This window comes from Vibrio sp. 10N.261.54.E10 (assembly GCF_002877735.2).
Lineage (GTDB): Bacteria > Pseudomonadota > Gammaproteobacteria > Enterobacterales > Vibrionaceae > Vibrio > Vibrio crassostreae_C.
Map to the genome: position 1 here is coordinate 916,707 of NZ_MCXE02000002.1, position 13,979 is coordinate 930,685.

The window sequence follows — 13,979 nt, forward strand, 5'->3', positions numbered from 1 at the left end:
CCTAACGATTGTTCTTTATGTCTTTGCTTCTTTGCTTCTTTGCGGAGTGTTAGCCGAGTAGAGCGCCGCCATCGATATCGATGATTGACCCTGTGACGTATGGGTTATTAATTACGAACAGGTAACCCATGGCTATCTCTGAAGGCTCGCCAACCTTGCCTGCGGGTAGGTTGTTTTTGGCGTTGTCGTACATGCTTGTACGAGCGGAATCGTCCATGTTTTTGTAGGCTTCCGTCATGGTTAAACCCGGGCTAACGGCATTGACTCGAATAGGTGATAGCTCTTTCGCCAGTATTTTGGTTACGCTTTCTAGTGCGGCGTTGATGGCGGTTTTTACGTAAGTACCAGCAACAACTTTGCGTGACAACATGCCAGTTGTGAACGTGATAGACCCGTTTGGTGTCATGTAACGAGCGGCATGTTTGGCTACGTTTAAGCTGCCCCAAAACTTAGTGTCAAAAGCTGTCTTGGCGTCTGCGGTTGCTACGTCTGTTACTTTTCCTGCGGGAGCGGATGAGCCAGCCGTTACGATTAAGTGGTCAAACACGCCAATCGATTCAAAGTATTCACAAATTGATTTTTCATTGCTGATATCAAGTCCTGTATGTCGGCTAGCGATGTGCACTGTGTTGTTTTCGTTTCTCAATTTCATCGCGAGTGCCTTGCCGATACCTGATGTGCCACCAATGATGACGAAAGTGTGTTTCTCTTGTTTAGTCGATTCGTTAGTCATGCTCTGAATTCCTGCGTTGTTCTGTTGATGTTTGCCATTATATTTATTCGACTAAATTTGATAATTGGTTAAAATATAAATTCATTATTCGGTTAACCTGAATAGTGTGACTGAGTATTCAAATCGAGCATTAAGATCGAGAAGTAAGACAAAGAGGTGGAAGCGAGAATCGTATGGATAAGTTTTCAGATATGGCGATGTTCGTCAGTATTGTTAAGCATCACGGGTTAGCGGCGGCGGGGCGAGAGTTAGGGCTTTCTCCTGCGACCATGACAGCAAGGCTGCAGGCGCTTGAAGAACGATATGGTGTGAAGTTGTTGAATCGAAGCACGCGTCATGTGTCTTTGACCGACTCAGGGGAGCTGTATCACAAGGCATGTTTGGAGATTTTAGACAACGTCAGTGAGGCCGAAAACCTGATTCAAAATGGCGTAAAAGAAGTCAAAGGCTCGCTAAAAATCGCCGCGCCGAAAGACATCGGAAAGCAGTACATTCTTCCGATTCTCTCTGAGTTCTGTCAGCAATATCCCGACGTGATCCCTTACCTCTACTTGAACGATAACCTCTCGAACATTGCTGAATCTGGCATGGATATCGTGGTCCGTTATGGTGAATTGGTCGACAGCAGTTTGATATCCAGACGCTTGTCACCAAGCCGACGTGTGCTGTGTGCTTCTCCTGAATATCTTGCCAAGCATGGAACACCGTTAACACCACAAGATTTGGTTGATCACGATTGTTTAGCCATGCTGCGCAGCAATGAAGAGCTCAAGATATGGCACTTCCAAGATCATGATATGAAGAAGGCTGTGACGGTTGTGCCAAAGCGATTTTCAGACGATGGCGAAGTTATTCGCTACTGGGCATTAAAAGGCGAGGGCATTGCTCTTAAATCGGTACTGGATGTGCAAGGCGACATCAATAACCAGCGCCTTGTGACGCTGCTTAATGGCTACATGAAGAACTTCAACACCGCGATGTCGGTGTCGAGTGCCGATTTGAATGTGGTGTACATCAGCAAGAAATATCAGCCCAAGCGTATCCGGTTGTTTCTTGATTTCTTGTTTGAGCGGTTTGGCGATTTGGTTGAAAAGTCTAGTTAGATTAGCCGAGAAGCAGCGCATGACAGATCTCTCGAACTCAACACCCGGGTACGGACAGAGAACATTGAACTGGTTATGATACGACCAACATAAGGATGTGATTGGAGAGAAAAATGAAAGTCGTCGGAGATACGGTTATCCAACCTTTTCACAAGGCAACCTGCCATTGCGGTGCGGTTGAACTAGAGCTCAGTTTACCTAACGGGATAGAAAAACCACGCCGCTGTGATTGCTCGATCTGTCGTCGCAGGGGAGCGATTGTGGGCTCTGTTGCGCTGGATGGCATCAAGATCCTTAAAGGTGCAGAGCATCTCAAGCTTTACCAATTCAATACCAATACCGCGAAGCATTACTTCTGCTCAAACTGCGGTATCTATACCCATCATCAGCGCCGTTCTAGCCCAAACGAATACGGTTTTAACATCGGCTGTTTGGAAGGGGTGAATCCTTTTGATATTGGTGATGTGGTGACCAACGATGGTGTCAATCATCCAGCTGATCGTTAATTTATTGAGCTTTAAAAAGGGAAGAAATTATGTCTGAATACGGAGCGATCATTCGCTGGAAAAAAGCAGAAGATGAAGTCTTTAGCGACAATCAATACAGTCGAGGTCATACGTGGGAGTTCGATGGTGGTGTCACTGTGCCTGCTTCGTCCTCTCCACATGTTGTGCCACTGCCGTTTTCGGTGGAAGCGAATGTTGATCCAGAAGAAGCGTTTATCGCGGCACTTTCTAGCTGCCATATGCTGACGTTTTTGGGCATTGCCGCAAAGCAGAAGTACGTGATCGACTCCTATGTCGATGATGCGATTGGTGTGCTGGAAGAAGATGAATCTGGCCGCTCATCGGTCACTAAGGTGACTCTGCGCCCTAAAATTGTGTTTTTAGGTACCAAAAAGCCCACCGCCAAGCAGCTCGACAAACTGCACCACTTGGCGCACAAAAACTGCTTTATCGCGAACTCGGTAAAAACGGACATTGTGGTAGAAACTAAAGCGTAAACCACACACGTTAACATCCAAAAACCGCGAGGTTGCTTAGTGCATCACTGGCGGTTTTTTTGTGTCTGTGTAATCCTACGTACGGTTTTAATTGAGTGACAGTTAGAAAGTTTTGAGAGATAGGTAGAGAGCTCTTGAATGGTAGGAATAGATTGATTAGCAGAGAGTTATGTTTAGCGTCCCATTGAATAGTTTTGTACATCGTGTGAGTGATAAAAGCCAAGTGATGGTGAATGCTGCGGAATGTGGATGTCAGTTGAAACGAGTTCGTCGTTCGCGTAATTGGCTGTTGGTCGCTCAAGAGTATCAACTCGTTGAATTTAAAACGATGTTAACCCATGAAAAAGACGGTTGGATAGCAATTGCAATCGACAAAGTGCTGCCTAAACCCGTGGTGTGTTTGGCATCTCTGTTGGCCGCTACACCTTCAATGACTGTGGCTCAGCTGGTGATGGAATCTGGATGTTCAATGGCCGAAGCAAGACGTGCTATTGATGAACATGAAGGTCTGTAGGCGTATTTAAATCGTGTGAAAAGAGAATTGCGAGCAGCAAAAAGCCCGTAACGATATTGCGCTGGAAAACGTCATATCGTTACGGGCTTTATCATCTGTGCTGCTGTTAAGCTAAGCCATGCGGCTGATGAAGCATTGAATCGATTAAGAGTTCGCTACTTTTACACGAATCGTGTTTTTGCCAAGCTTTGACAAGTTCAGCTTGTTTAGTGCCGCTTTAGCTTCTTCTTGCTCTGGCATTTCAACAAAAGCGAAGCCTTTTGAGTCGCCAGTTTCTTGGTCTAAAACTAGGCTGCACTCTTTTACTGAGCCAAACTCAGAAAATAGCACACGGATGTCTTGCTCAGAGGTAGAGCGCGATAGGTTACGAACTAGAAGTTTCATAATAAACCTTGAATATGAATTTACGCCGAGCATTGTCGCACACTTTCATGCTCACCCTCACAAATAATTACTCTAATCATTTCTTTGGTAATGTGTCGCTCTATTTACCGATTAAGCGAGCTGTTTACCTGCTAGCCGCGGTTTATCGTGATATCTGACACGAATCCATGCTCTGTGCTGGTCAACGCCTGTTGTAGCATCTGAGCGGCTTCTTGCGCGGTCATAAAGCTCGAGGTATCCATGCCTTTACCGCTTGTATTCCAAAACTCGGTCGCCATTCCTCCAGGGTAAACCGCCACGATTTTCATCGGGTGACCTTTTAGCTCTAACCTTACCGATTCGATAAAGCCTTTCACGGCCCATTTTGCCGCGCAGTAGGTGGACTCTTCCGCTTTAGCACCTTGTGCCGCCGTCGACATCACCACAGCGATGGTGACCGATTGATCTTTGTAGCGCTGTACAAGCTCGCGAATCAAAAAGATCGAAGACTCAATATTGTTCTTCAGCATGTCGCTGATGATGGTTGGATCTTGCTGTTCTATCTTACCGAAGTACCCACTGCCAGCGCTGTGGATCACCAGCTTCGGCATTTCAGGTAACGCATCCAATAACTCGCTCACTGAGTGCGGGTCACAGAGATCACACGCTTGGCTAATGGTATTCGCAGGTAGGCCTTGCGCCACTTCTGCTAAACGTTGTGCATTGCGACCTGTAATGGCTACGCGCTGAGCGTCGGCGTTAGCATATTGTTTCGCGAGAGCTGCGCCTAAACCGCTGCTTGATCCGGTAATTAAAATCATACTGTCTTCAATTTGTAGAGTTGATTCGAGATAGTAAGGGGCTAGGCTAAGATTTTCTGAGATCTATGGCTAAAGTTGATCGATAGCCTGGTTGATAGGTTGATAGGTTGATAGGTTGATAGCTTGGGTGATCGGTCGAGCGGTAAGGCTGAGCTAAGAAAGTGGGGGAAAGCCGTTAAGAATCGACGGGTTTAGCAAGAAATAACAGCGTTAAAAAACAACGAACTAACAAGTAAAAGCGCCGGCATAGAGCCAGCGCTTTTGAGTAATCATAAGTGATTATTCGTCGTCGAACTGTTTGATCGTGAACGCGTCTTCGATTCGGTTAAGCTCTTCTTGTTCTTTCACTCGCTTCTCTTCTTGCAGAGTCGCTCTCGTTTCGTTGAAACGTTTTTTCTCTGACTTAGTCAGGAATTTTACAGCTTTTTTGTTGGTCAGTGCGTAAGCAACTACGTCTTCACCTTTTTCTCTGCGGTCGTTTACGCGTTGTGAGAAACGTTCATTGTCGCGAGCTTTACGCTCCGCTGAGGTCAACTTGCTCATGCTTTAAAGCCTTTTCAATTATTCATGGTAGGGAATCTACGCTTAGCGAAACAAATGGGGACTGCTTAGTGTCAGTCTAGTCCATTTGTATGCTGGTGGCGCATCTTAGCACAATGGCTTGAGCATGCAGGTATGCTATTCGAGGGATCAAACAAAACAGCCCACAATTTTCGTTGTGGGCTGTTTTGTTACGTACTGGAGATGTAGTCATCGTTTTAAAACTAAGAATCAGAAACGGCAGTTACATCAAATCTTCTCGATGTATAAGATGACCTCTCCGACTTTAAAGCCAAACTTAGACATCTCAGTCTTGTTGAACAAGCGTTTATCGTCCATTAAGAACATCCAATCATCGAGCACCACTTCATAGGTGCTGCCGTCTACTTCAATCTCTAAGTCATATTTCCAATACAGCGCAGAACCTTGGGTTTCACCATAAGCGGTTCCAACGACATCGTTGGCAGTCCCAGAATAGGTGTTTTCGCCCGTTTTGATTAGATTCCAAACGCGAGTTGAGCGCTCGCCATCAGCAAAAGAGAACCACTCTTTTATTTTTCCGTTGTCACCGTCCCAAGTCGCGATCAGTTTGGCATCAAAGCGGCGCAGTAAGTTACCAGAGCGGTCTAGCACCATGCCGTAGGCCATTAGCTCGCCATTAAAAAAGGTTTCAAGCTTGAGCTCTGGCGTAGTGTCGACATGGTCTTCTAAACTTGCAGAGCCACAGCCCACTAGCCAAGTGAGTGAAAAAAATGCCAGAGCAAATTTTATTATTGTTGTTTTTGGATTCATTTGTTCAAACCTAAAAGTTGTTTACGAAGACCGGGTTCAGAGGTGTTTTCAGACAACCAAATCGCTAGAAAGGCTTCACCAAATTGCTTGTCTTGGATGGTGCCGATCGGTTGTTCATCGAAATAAAAACGACTTACGTTATCTTCAGCGACACGAATCGTGAGTGTGCTTCCTTCTTCCACGTTCGGCCACATCGCGTACAAGGGTTTCAACCAACGTTGAATGTTGCTGTCAGAGTAGCCAAGCTTGTTCCACTGATCTTCGGTAGCGTCTACGAGGTCTTTGCTATCGATAGAGCGGTAATACTCAAGCTTCAAAGCTCGTTCGGAGTTGGTTGGAGTCGCGTAGAATTCTGCCGAGTAGAGAGTCCAAAACAGGTAACTCATTTCACCCTCACCACGTTTGTTCAGATCATCGACAGCAGAGGCTCTAGCGTGTCCGGCAAATAACAGCGCAGCAAAGATTAACGGGAGAGTAATAAAGCTTAGAAGTGTGTTTTTTGCTTGCTGATGAGCGCGAACAATACCTCGCTCAGGTTTGAACGTTTGTGTCGGGTTGCGTGGATAAGCCATAAGTCACCTCGTTATTGCCATTTTAGGTTGTATTAAGTTGGAGTAGGCGGCCACCAGTAAGGGCAACAAAATCCCCCAACTTATTGCAAGGGCAGCAACTACCGATGCATCTGGCCAAGTAGTAAGAAGAGCACCTGCTTTGATGCCTCCCCAATAACTACTAGTACCTGCTACGAACCCTATGACAAACAAGATCACTTTCGAGCATTTTAAAAGCCAATTTAGGCTGTGGTTAAAACTGATTAAGAACATGATCCACAGGCAGACAAGCCACACCGGGAACCACGATTGATTCGCAATTTCAGAGTCGACGGCAAACACGCCGAAGTGGAGTAAGAGGCTATCAAGCAATAGCCCCAATGGTAATAAAATGAGTATCTTCAAATCGCTACTGCGAGTCGGTGATAGAAGGAAGTGAACCACTACAATCAGTGGTGTGACGAACGGGGCTTGCGCGGTAAAGAAAGCACTGCAAACCCAGGTCGCTTGAAACAGTACGAGATTAATAATCCAAAACCGCTTCATCTTTTGCTCCAAAGTAACGAGGTTTTCTTGCGACTACATGGTGAGTGCTGATCACGCGCTCTTTGAATGCGCCTTCACAGTAGCAGAAGTAGAAGGTCCATAAGCGTTTAAACTCTTCTGAATAGCCGAGAGACTCTAGCTCTTCCCAACTATTTTCAAAGGCGATGTTCCAATCATTCAGCGTTCGAGCGTAGTGCAGGCCAATGTCATCAATTTCTTGAACCACAAGGTCGGTGCTGGTCGCAAGGTGTTGGGTCATCACTGAAACAGAAGGTAGGCAACCGCCGGGGAAGATGTACTTCTGAATAAAGTCGACACCTTTGCGGTATTTGTCGTAACGGCTGTCAGCAATAGTAATTGCTTGAATCAGCATCTTGCCTGAGGGCTTAAGTAGCGAGGAACATTTTTCAAAGAAGGTTTGTAGATACTCATGTCCGACCGCCTCTATCATCTCGATCGAAACCAACTTGTCATACTCACCAGTGAGATTGCGATAATCCTCTTTGAGCAGGGTGATTTTGTCGGTTAAACCAAGCGCTTTTACTCTCTGTTCAGCTAGTGCATGTTGGGCATCTGAGATCGTGGTAGTGGTGACGTGGCAACCGTAGTGTTGCGCCATGAAGATGGCTAAGCCGCCCCACCCTGTGCCTATCTCGACCACGCTATCTTTCTCAGACAGTTCTAGTCGCTCACAGATGGTTTTCATTTTGTTTTGTTGAGCCTTCGACAAGGTTTCTGCGTCTTCGCTGTAGATTGCGGAAGAGTACTGCATCGAGCTATCTAAGAAGCGCTCATACAGTTCGTTGCCAATGTCGTAGTGGGCGAGAATATTTCGCTTAGAGCCTTGCTCGGTGTTGGCATTCTTACGGCGCAGCAATAGGTTTTTGATGCGAGAAATCCATTGTGTCTTGTCATCAAGCTCATCCAATTGGGCTTGGTTACGAGCCATGATTTGAATCACACGCGTTAGATTTGGGCTGGTCCATTTACCATCGATGTACGCTTCAGATGCGCCGATACTGCCGTTGATGACCACATCTCTAAAAAAGGTCGCATCATGAATCACGATTCGACCTTTCAAGTCTGCTTCTCGATCACCGAACACCGAATGCTGGTCGCGCTCAATGATCTCGAGCGTCGCGAATTGCAGGCTTTCTAACACCTTGAAGATTAAAGCTCGATATTTACAGTTGCTTGAAACAGCAACGGCTTTAGCTTGTTGTTCAATATTGTTGTTTTGTTTGGCAAGCTGTTCCATGTAAACCTCGCTGATAACTCATTCTAATATTTTGTGCCAACTAAGCTGAGTTCTGCTCCTTGATTGGAGCGAACCCAAGCTTCAATTGAGTTCTTTCATGTGCGCTTAAGACGTTGAGTCTGGATGCGCCACAAACGGTACTTTTTTCAGGAATAATTTGAGAGCCTGATAATAAATTCCCATCACGACTTTTATCGTCATCGCCGGAATCTTGAATACCGTTCGTCTAATGTTTGTCTTGGTTACTGACTGTTTCGTCAAGGCCAGTGTCGCATCGAAAAGCTTGTCGTCTCGGCGGCTTTCGATATGAACTAACGTGCGTTTCGCTGGTGGCTTAATCTTCCAAAAATAAGTCATATTCAAATCCATGAACGGCGAAACGTGAAACTCTTTCTTAACCTTTAATTCTTGGTGCATGTCGATCAGGTAGTAGTGTCTTTCTCGCCAAGGCGTGTTACTCACTTCAGCCAACATGTACTTACAATCCCCTGTTTCGTCGTAACAGAAGAAACAGTTGATTGGGCTGAAGTAGATGCCTAAACAGCGGCACTGAGCCAGCATCGTCACACGGTTTGAATCAGACCAAACCCCACCAAGTTGTTGCACTTTGGAAGCTATACGTTGCTTAAGTGATTTTGGTTCATCCGTGGTGACATTTTCTTTTTTTTCAGCGAGATAATCCGATTCGACAAAGCGAATCGGGTTGTACCAACGAGTTCCGAACAGCGCACTGCGCGCTGTGGTTTGGGGCAGCTCATCAAGATCTAACCCCATCATATACAGCTGATAGCTGAACTCATGAGTGATGTCGCCAAAGCGGCGATGTCTGACGTTACCCCAATAGATACCGCTGAGCTCTTCACTCTTTTCGGATGCGATCCCCATCTCGGGTGTCAGGGTTTGACTGTTCATAGCGCGGAACTCGTACTCAAATCTAAACCGAAGCGTTTGGTCACATCGAGTGCACTGTGGACACCGTCTTCATGGAAGCCGTTATACCAATAAGCGCCAGCAAAGTGCGTCTGGTTTTTGCCACAGATTTGCTCACGCTTGTGCTGAGCTTCGACCGTGTTCGAATTAAGTACCGGGTGATGATAAACAAAGCTGCGAATAATTTTTTCTGGGTCGATGGCTTCGCTTTGATTCAAGGTGACACAGAAGGTGTCTTGGCTTTCGATGCCTTGCAGAATGTTCATGTTGTACGTGACACAGGCAGGTCGTTTACTGTCGCCATCCAACATGTAGTTCCAGCTTGCCCAAGCCAGTTTTCTGTCTGGTAACAAGCGAGTATCGGTGTGCAGAACCACTTCATTGCGGCTGTATGGGATCTCGCCCAGTACCTGTTGCTCTTGTTCTGTTGCATCACCAAGCAAGCGTAAGGCTTGGTCTGAGTGGCAAGCAAAGATTACTTCGTCGAAACCTTGTGCGCTGCCATCTTCAAATTCAATCGTGACGCCTGTTTCTTGGCGAGTCACTTGTTTAATCGATGTATTCAGTGCAACAGTCTTACTTAGGCGTGAAAGGATGATTTCAACATAAGAACGCGATCCCTTTGGTATCACATACCACTGAGGACGGTTCGCGATATCGAGCAATCCATGGTTGTAGAAAAACTGAATGAAGAACTTGAGCTCAAACTCTTCCATTTCTTCCAAGCTTGTCGACCAAATCGCCGCGCCCATCGGTAAGATGTAGTGCTGGCTGAAAAAGTCGGAAAATTGATTATCTCGTAGGAAACTGCCAAGGGTAACGTCTGGTGTGAATTCATTGCTTTCAAACTGAGCCTTACACAGCTTGTTGAACTTGAGAATGTCAGACACTAAAGACCAGAACTGAGGTTTGAAGATGTTGCTCCTCTGCGCGAATAACGAATTAATGCTGTGGCCGTTGTATTCAAACTTGGTCGTCGTGTTGTGGACGCTGAAGCTCATCTCAGTCGGTTGCCTTTCGACATCGAGTTGTTCTAGAAGCTGATTGAAATTCGGGTAGGTTCGATCGTTGAATACGATGAAACCTGTATCTATCGAAAACGCCGAGCCTTGATGTTCAATATCAACGGTCGCGGTGTGCCCCCCAACGTAATCATTCTTTTCGAATACTGTTACGTCGTGGTGCTTATCTAATATATGCGCGCAAGTGAGTCCAGAGATACCTGAACCAATAATGGCGATTTTCTTCATTGTTATACCATCCTTGAAGCGAGTTTTTGCCAAACTGGAGTTGGAAGCATTCTTAGTAGCTTCATCAACATGATGAATCGTCTTGGGAAATCAATTTCACTCTTTCCTTGAGCGATACCATTTACGATTCGCTGAGTTGCGGCCTCACTACTAATAATCATAGGCATAGAGAACGTATTTCGCTCGGTTAATGGCGTTTCAGCAAAGCCAGGGTGCACAATTGAGACATGAATGTTGTGCGTTGCCAGATCAACCGAAAGTGTTCTGCCTAAGTAGGTGAGAGCTGCCTTTGAAGCGCCATAAGCCTCGGCTCTTGGCAAAGGTAAAAAGCTGGCGCTGGAGCTGACTAAAACCAAACGGCCGCCGGGCTTGATGTTTTTTAACCAAGCTTTAAGGGCGTAGCCAATTGAAATTAGGTTTATGTTGATGACGCGCTCGAATAGCTCGGCATCAAAGTTCACTGGGTCGTCGATGTACTCACAATCACCTGCATTTAAAATCAGCAGGTCGAGCGGCTTGTCTTGGTCGAGTTCTGGAAAGTTGTGGTAATCAGTCAGATCGAAACAGAGCGGTGTAATTGATGAATGCGCGATGTCTGTATCGTGAGAATCAACTAAGGCTTGCAGTTTGTCTGGATTGCGGCCACAAGCAATCACCTGATGCCCTTGCTGAGCGTAATCTTTAGCTAGGGATTGGCCGATACCTGAGGTCGCGCCTGTAATCATAATATGCATTATCGACTCGCTCTCTTTTTGATGGATTTGATCGCGCAGCCCAGTACTGGAATGTGTTCGTACAACATAGAGCCGACGTCGAGGTAGTCTCTGTGGTAGACCACTTGACCGTCGAGCATCTTAAGGTGGCTGTGCCCTTGTACTTCGATTGGCTTTTGCCCATTTAATTGCTTGTGAGCAAACTGCATCGTCCAGTAAACGGAAGCTTCGTCGTTCGCTTCGAAAGTGTGTTCGATATGAAAGTAACAGCTGGTTACTTGGGTGTAGAGGTTCTCGAAGTAGTGCGTAAGCGCCGAAATACCGCTGACATGATGCAGCGGATCTTGGAATTCAATATCAGGGTGATAAACAGTCTTAAGCACGTCGAAATTGTCGGTTCCGAGTTCTCGATACATGTTGAGAAAGTTATCAAGCCATAGAGAGTTATCCATAATATACACTCTAATTATTTGAAGAAGGCTAAGGCTCTCAATCGTGCTTCTTTATGCTCAACGATGGGTTGCCAGTATTCGCTGTCTATTCCATTTTTAGCGATAAAGTCATGTGGGAAATGTACATGCTTATCTGGGATATTTTGCAGCTCTGGTATGTACTTACGAATAAAAATTCCTTTTGGATCAAACTTTTCACTCTGAGTGATTGGATTGAAAATTCGGAAGTAAGGTTGAGCATCACAGCCAGTACTTGAAGCCCACTGCCAGCCACCATTGTTGGCACTAAAGTCTCCGTCGATAAGGTGCGACATAAAGAAACGCTCGCCCCAACGCCAGTCAATAAGCAGGTGCTTGGTTAGGAAGCTTGCCACCACCATTCTTAGTCTGTTGTGCATCCAGCCCGTTTCAACCAGTTGACGCATTGCGGCATCAACCAATGGATATCCTGTTTTTCCTTCGCACCAAGCTTTGAAGCTAGGATGATCGTGATACCAATCTAAACCATTGTATTTTTGCTGAAAGTTAGCACCTTTGACCAGTTTAGGGTGGTGGAACATCAAATGCTTATAAAAATCTCGCCAAATCAATTCATTGAGCCAACAAAAGGCCGGTAATTGCGTATCAAATAACAGATCGGGTTGCTGCTGAATCAATTGAATCGCTAACCAACGTGGGCTCACGGCGCCAATCGCTAAATAAGGTGATAGCCCCGATGTTCCTTTAACTGAGGGGATATCTCTCAGACGTGCGTAGTCGTTGACTTTATTGCCTAAGAAATTGGGGATCACATTGCCCAATACATCTTGGCTTAATGGCCAGCGACTCGAATCAACACGCGGAAAATCGAAATCATAGTCAGCAGAGATGGTTAAGGCTTGTAAGTCGTCAGGAAGCTGTGTTTGTGAACGTTCAGCTGACTCGACAGGAGCTGGACTGCAGATGATGCCTTTCACCTGAACTTCTTTTAACCAAGCGTTCTTAAAGGGCGTAAAGACTTTGAACATCTCGCCTTGTTTGTTGAGAACGCTACCGAGTGGCAGCATAACGTCACAATCGCTGATCTTCAGGTTTAGGCCGCTTGAAATCAGCTTTTTATCGCGAGCTTGTTCATCGACCTCTGGTTCAGAGTTAGCGTAGACGCACTTGGCATCAAGCTGCTGGCACAAATCGATGAGCTGTTTGGATTGGTCGTCAAAGTCGCTAGCTTTCAGGTGAAGCAACGTTATCCCGAATTCAGCGAGCTGGGAATCGAGTTGTTTTAGATGACGATAGATGAAATCAGCTTTGATCGGCGCAAGGTGGTGTTGCCGCCACGTTTGAGGCGTTGAAATGAAAACGGCGGTCGTTACGCCGTTTTCAACTGCCGCGACGAGCGCTGGGTTATCGTGAATCCGCAGGTCTCGTCGTATCCATAGTATGTCGCTCAATATCCGTATCTCAGTTTAAGTTCTTGAGGGTGCGGGTTTAGGTAAACCTGTGATTCTAGGTATTCGTTCGGGTATTCCATCAGGTAGTGATTGATCAGTGTCAGTGGCACTAGCAGTGGAACAACGCCCTCTCTGAATGATGCGATCTGGTTGGTCAGCTCTTGCTTGTGAGCGCTACTCAGTTGTTTTTTAAAGTAACCCTGCAAATGATGCAGCGTATTGGCGTGACTGCCTCGATTCGCGTGATGAGACAACGCCGTCATCAAGCCTTCGATGTATTGAGCCGCTAGTTCGTCGATATCTAAATCATTACCCGCTAGCAGTTTGCCTAAGCTTTTGTAACCCTCAACGTGGTGACACATGACTAGATATTTGTGGGCGCTGTGGAACTGAATCAGTTTGTGCTTGGTCACACCTTCATCCACAAGATCGAGCCATTTTTGGTAAGTGAACACTCGAGTCATGAAGTTTTCACGCAAAATGGGATCGTTAAGGCGGCCGTTTTCTTCAACGGGAAGTAACGGGTTGCCGTCCATAATTTGTTGGGTGAACATGCCTATGCCTGTCGATTCAGAGCCGCGACCATGGTGGTGGTACACCTTCACGCGCTCCATGCCGCAGGTTGGGCTTTTTTGACACACAATAAAGCCAGCAATGTGTTGGTTTTTCTTTGAGTAGTTTTGACCGAACTCGATCAGTTCGTTGGTCACATCACCTGAGCCATCAGGGCGAGAAACATGGATGATGTCATCTAGCATTCTTGTTTGACGAATGGTTGGACGAGGGGTTGGAAGACCAACAGCCATCTCTGGGCAAACAGGTTCCAATTCCACGTAGTCTGCTAGGTCGTCTGTACAAAAACGAGAGCGTTTATGACCTGTGTCGAAACGTACTTTATGTCCAGCAACACATGCACTGATACCGATTTTGATTTTCTTTTCCATTGGCCAACTCCTTTGCTCTTGCTCTGAGCTTTTTCT

General features: G+C 46.1%; 18 protein-coding genes. 4 read left to right on the top strand and 14 right to left on the bottom strand.

What is annotated here, in order from left to right; translation table 11 throughout:
- Positions 1–49: 49 nt before the first annotated feature.
- A complete protein-coding gene (locus tag BCU07_RS15200) occupies positions 50–733 on the bottom strand; it encodes an SDR family oxidoreductase (protein WP_102332307.1) in 684 nt (227 codons plus the stop codon).
- Positions 734–906: 173 nt separating this feature from the next.
- On the opposite strand from BCU07_RS15200, the gene BCU07_RS15205 reads away from it, so the two are divergent.
- The 4 genes from BCU07_RS15205 to BCU07_RS15220 all read left to right on the top strand — a co-directional run bounded on the left by BCU07_RS15205 (position 907) and on the right by BCU07_RS15220 (position 3,353).
- Positions 907–1,836 (top strand): LysR family transcriptional regulator, encoded by a 930-nt coding sequence (locus tag BCU07_RS15205; protein WP_102428124.1) that lies wholly within the window; start codon positions 907–909, stop codon positions 1,834–1,836.
- Positions 1,837–1,949: 113 nt separating this feature from the next.
- A complete protein-coding gene (locus BCU07_RS15210; protein WP_017057647.1) occupies positions 1,950–2,342 on the top strand; it encodes a GFA family protein in 393 nt (130 codons plus the stop codon).
- A gap of 29 nt (positions 2,343–2,371) precedes the next feature.
- A complete protein-coding gene (locus tag BCU07_RS15215; protein WP_017065091.1) occupies positions 2,372–2,839 on the top strand; it encodes an OsmC family protein in 468 nt (155 codons plus the stop codon).
- A 169-nt stretch (positions 2,840–3,008) separates the two neighbouring features.
- On the top strand, positions 3,009–3,353 hold the full coding sequence (locus BCU07_RS15220) for a ribosome recycling factor family protein (RefSeq protein ID WP_017061272.1): 345 nt from the start codon (positions 3,009–3,011) through the stop codon (positions 3,351–3,353).
- Positions 3,354–3,497: 144 nt separating this feature from the next.
- Here the strand turns inward: BCU07_RS15220 and BCU07_RS15225 are convergent, their stop codons facing one another.
- The 13 genes from BCU07_RS15225 to BCU07_RS15285 form a co-directional block, all read right to left on the bottom strand.
- The gene (locus BCU07_RS15225; protein ID WP_017061273.1) at positions 3,498–3,737 is read right to left on the bottom strand and encodes an RNA recognition motif domain-containing protein; all 240 of its coding nucleotides are present in this window, start codon (positions 3,735–3,737) and stop codon (positions 3,498–3,500) included.
- 131 nt (positions 3,738–3,868) lie between these two features.
- A complete protein-coding gene (locus BCU07_RS15230; protein ID WP_017065090.1) occupies positions 3,869–4,537 on the bottom strand; it encodes an SDR family NAD(P)-dependent oxidoreductase in 669 nt (222 codons plus the stop codon).
- Positions 4,538–4,816: 279 nt separating this feature from the next.
- On the bottom strand, positions 4,817–5,080 hold the full coding sequence (locus tag BCU07_RS15235; RefSeq protein ID WP_017061275.1) for a hypothetical protein: 264 nt from the start codon (positions 5,078–5,080) through the stop codon (positions 4,817–4,819).
- Between the two features lie 246 nt (positions 5,081–5,326).
- Entirely contained in the window at positions 5,327–5,869 is a 543-nt protein-coding gene (locus BCU07_RS15240; protein ID WP_065583946.1) for a DUF3833 domain-containing protein, read from the bottom strand.
- Positions 5,866–6,441: a chalcone isomerase family protein gene (locus BCU07_RS15245; RefSeq protein ID WP_017061277.1), complete on the bottom strand. Its 576-nt coding sequence runs from the start codon at positions 6,439–6,441 to the stop codon at positions 5,866–5,868. Before BCU07_RS15245 ends, BCU07_RS15240 begins: the two co-directional genes overlap by 4 nt.
- Positions 6,442–6,444: 3 nt before the next feature.
- Complete coding sequence (locus BCU07_RS15250) at positions 6,445–6,966, bottom strand: DUF2878 domain-containing protein (RefSeq protein WP_017061278.1); 522 nt, start codon at positions 6,964–6,966, stop codon at positions 6,445–6,447.
- A complete protein-coding gene (locus tag BCU07_RS15255) occupies positions 6,944–8,224 on the bottom strand; it encodes an SAM-dependent methyltransferase (protein WP_102428125.1) in 1,281 nt (426 codons plus the stop codon). The genes BCU07_RS15250 and BCU07_RS15255 overlap by 23 nt, the downstream gene beginning before the upstream one ends.
- A 105-nt stretch (positions 8,225–8,329) precedes the next feature.
- Entirely contained in the window at positions 8,330–9,136 is an 807-nt protein-coding gene (locus BCU07_RS15260) for a DUF1365 domain-containing protein (protein WP_017061280.1), read from the bottom strand.
- Entirely contained in the window at positions 9,133–10,404 is a 1,272-nt protein-coding gene (locus BCU07_RS15265; protein WP_102428126.1) for an NAD(P)/FAD-dependent oxidoreductase, read from the bottom strand. The genes BCU07_RS15260 and BCU07_RS15265 overlap by 4 nt, the downstream gene beginning before the upstream one ends.
- Positions 10,405–10,406: 2 nt before the next feature.
- Positions 10,407–11,138, bottom strand: coding sequence for an SDR family NAD(P)-dependent oxidoreductase (locus BCU07_RS15270; RefSeq protein ID WP_102428127.1), 732 nt, complete (start codon positions 11,136–11,138; stop codon positions 10,407–10,409).
- Positions 11,138–11,569, bottom strand: coding sequence for a nuclear transport factor 2 family protein (locus BCU07_RS15275; protein ID WP_017061283.1), 432 nt, complete (start codon positions 11,567–11,569; stop codon positions 11,138–11,140). Before BCU07_RS15275 ends, BCU07_RS15270 begins: the two co-directional genes overlap by 1 nt.
- Positions 11,570–11,583: 14 nt before the next feature.
- Complete coding sequence (gene phrB / locus BCU07_RS15280; RefSeq protein ID WP_065583940.1) at positions 11,584–12,999, bottom strand: deoxyribodipyrimidine photo-lyase; 1,416 nt, start codon at positions 12,997–12,999, stop codon at positions 11,584–11,586.
- A complete protein-coding gene (locus BCU07_RS15285; protein WP_017060965.1) occupies positions 12,996–13,943 on the bottom strand; it encodes a YbgA family protein in 948 nt (315 codons plus the stop codon). The genes phrB and BCU07_RS15285 overlap by 4 nt, the downstream gene beginning before the upstream one ends.
- Positions 13,944–13,979 lie beyond the last annotated feature (36 nt).

Excerpts from the sequence above, each read along its gene's own strand:
- BCU07_RS15200 (WP_102332307.1), bottom strand. The coding sequence starts at position 733 with ATGACTAACGAATCGACTAAACAAGAGAAACACACTTTCGTCATCATT.
- BCU07_RS15205 (WP_102428124.1), top strand. The coding sequence starts at position 907 with ATGGATAAGTTTTCAGATATGGCGATGTTCGTCAGTATTGTTAAGCAT.
- BCU07_RS15210 (WP_017057647.1), top strand. The coding sequence starts at position 1,950 with ATGAAAGTCGTCGGAGATACGGTTATCCAACCTTTTCACAAGGCAACC.
- BCU07_RS15215 (WP_017065091.1), top strand. The coding sequence starts at position 2,372 with ATGTCTGAATACGGAGCGATCATTCGCTGGAAAAAAGCAGAAGATGAA.
- BCU07_RS15220 (WP_017061272.1), top strand. The coding sequence starts at position 3,009 with ATGTTTAGCGTCCCATTGAATAGTTTTGTACATCGTGTGAGTGATAAA.
- BCU07_RS15225 (WP_017061273.1), bottom strand. The coding sequence starts at position 3,737 with ATGAAACTTCTAGTTCGTAACCTATCGCGCTCTACCTCTGAGCAAGAC.
- BCU07_RS15230 (WP_017065090.1), bottom strand. The coding sequence starts at position 4,537 with ATGATTTTAATTACCGGATCAAGCAGCGGTTTAGGCGCAGCTCTCGCG.
- BCU07_RS15235 (WP_017061275.1), bottom strand. The coding sequence starts at position 5,080 with ATGAGCAAGTTGACCTCAGCGGAGCGTAAAGCTCGCGACAATGAACGT.
- BCU07_RS15240 (WP_065583946.1), bottom strand. The coding sequence starts at position 5,869 with ATGAATCCAAAAACAACAATAATAAAATTTGCTCTGGCATTTTTTTCA.
- BCU07_RS15245 (WP_017061277.1), bottom strand. The coding sequence starts at position 6,441 with ATGGCTTATCCACGCAACCCGACACAAACGTTCAAACCTGAGCGAGGT.
- BCU07_RS15250 (WP_017061278.1), bottom strand. The coding sequence starts at position 6,966 with ATGAAGCGGTTTTGGATTATTAATCTCGTACTGTTTCAAGCGACCTGG.
- BCU07_RS15255 (WP_102428125.1), bottom strand. The coding sequence starts at position 8,224 with ATGGAACAGCTTGCCAAACAAAACAACAATATTGAACAACAAGCTAAA.
- BCU07_RS15260 (WP_017061280.1), bottom strand. The coding sequence starts at position 9,136 with ATGAACAGTCAAACCCTGACACCCGAGATGGGGATCGCATCCGAAAAG.
- BCU07_RS15265 (WP_102428126.1), bottom strand. The coding sequence starts at position 10,404 with ATGAAGAAAATCGCCATTATTGGTTCAGGTATCTCTGGACTCACTTGC.
- BCU07_RS15270 (WP_102428127.1), bottom strand. The coding sequence starts at position 11,138 with ATGCATATTATGATTACAGGCGCGACCTCAGGTATCGGCCAATCCCTA.
- BCU07_RS15275 (WP_017061283.1), bottom strand. The coding sequence starts at position 11,569 with ATGGATAACTCTCTATGGCTTGATAACTTTCTCAACATGTATCGAGAA.
- BCU07_RS15285 (WP_017060965.1), bottom strand. The coding sequence starts at position 13,943 with ATGGAAAAGAAAATCAAAATCGGTATCAGTGCATGTGTTGCTGGACAT.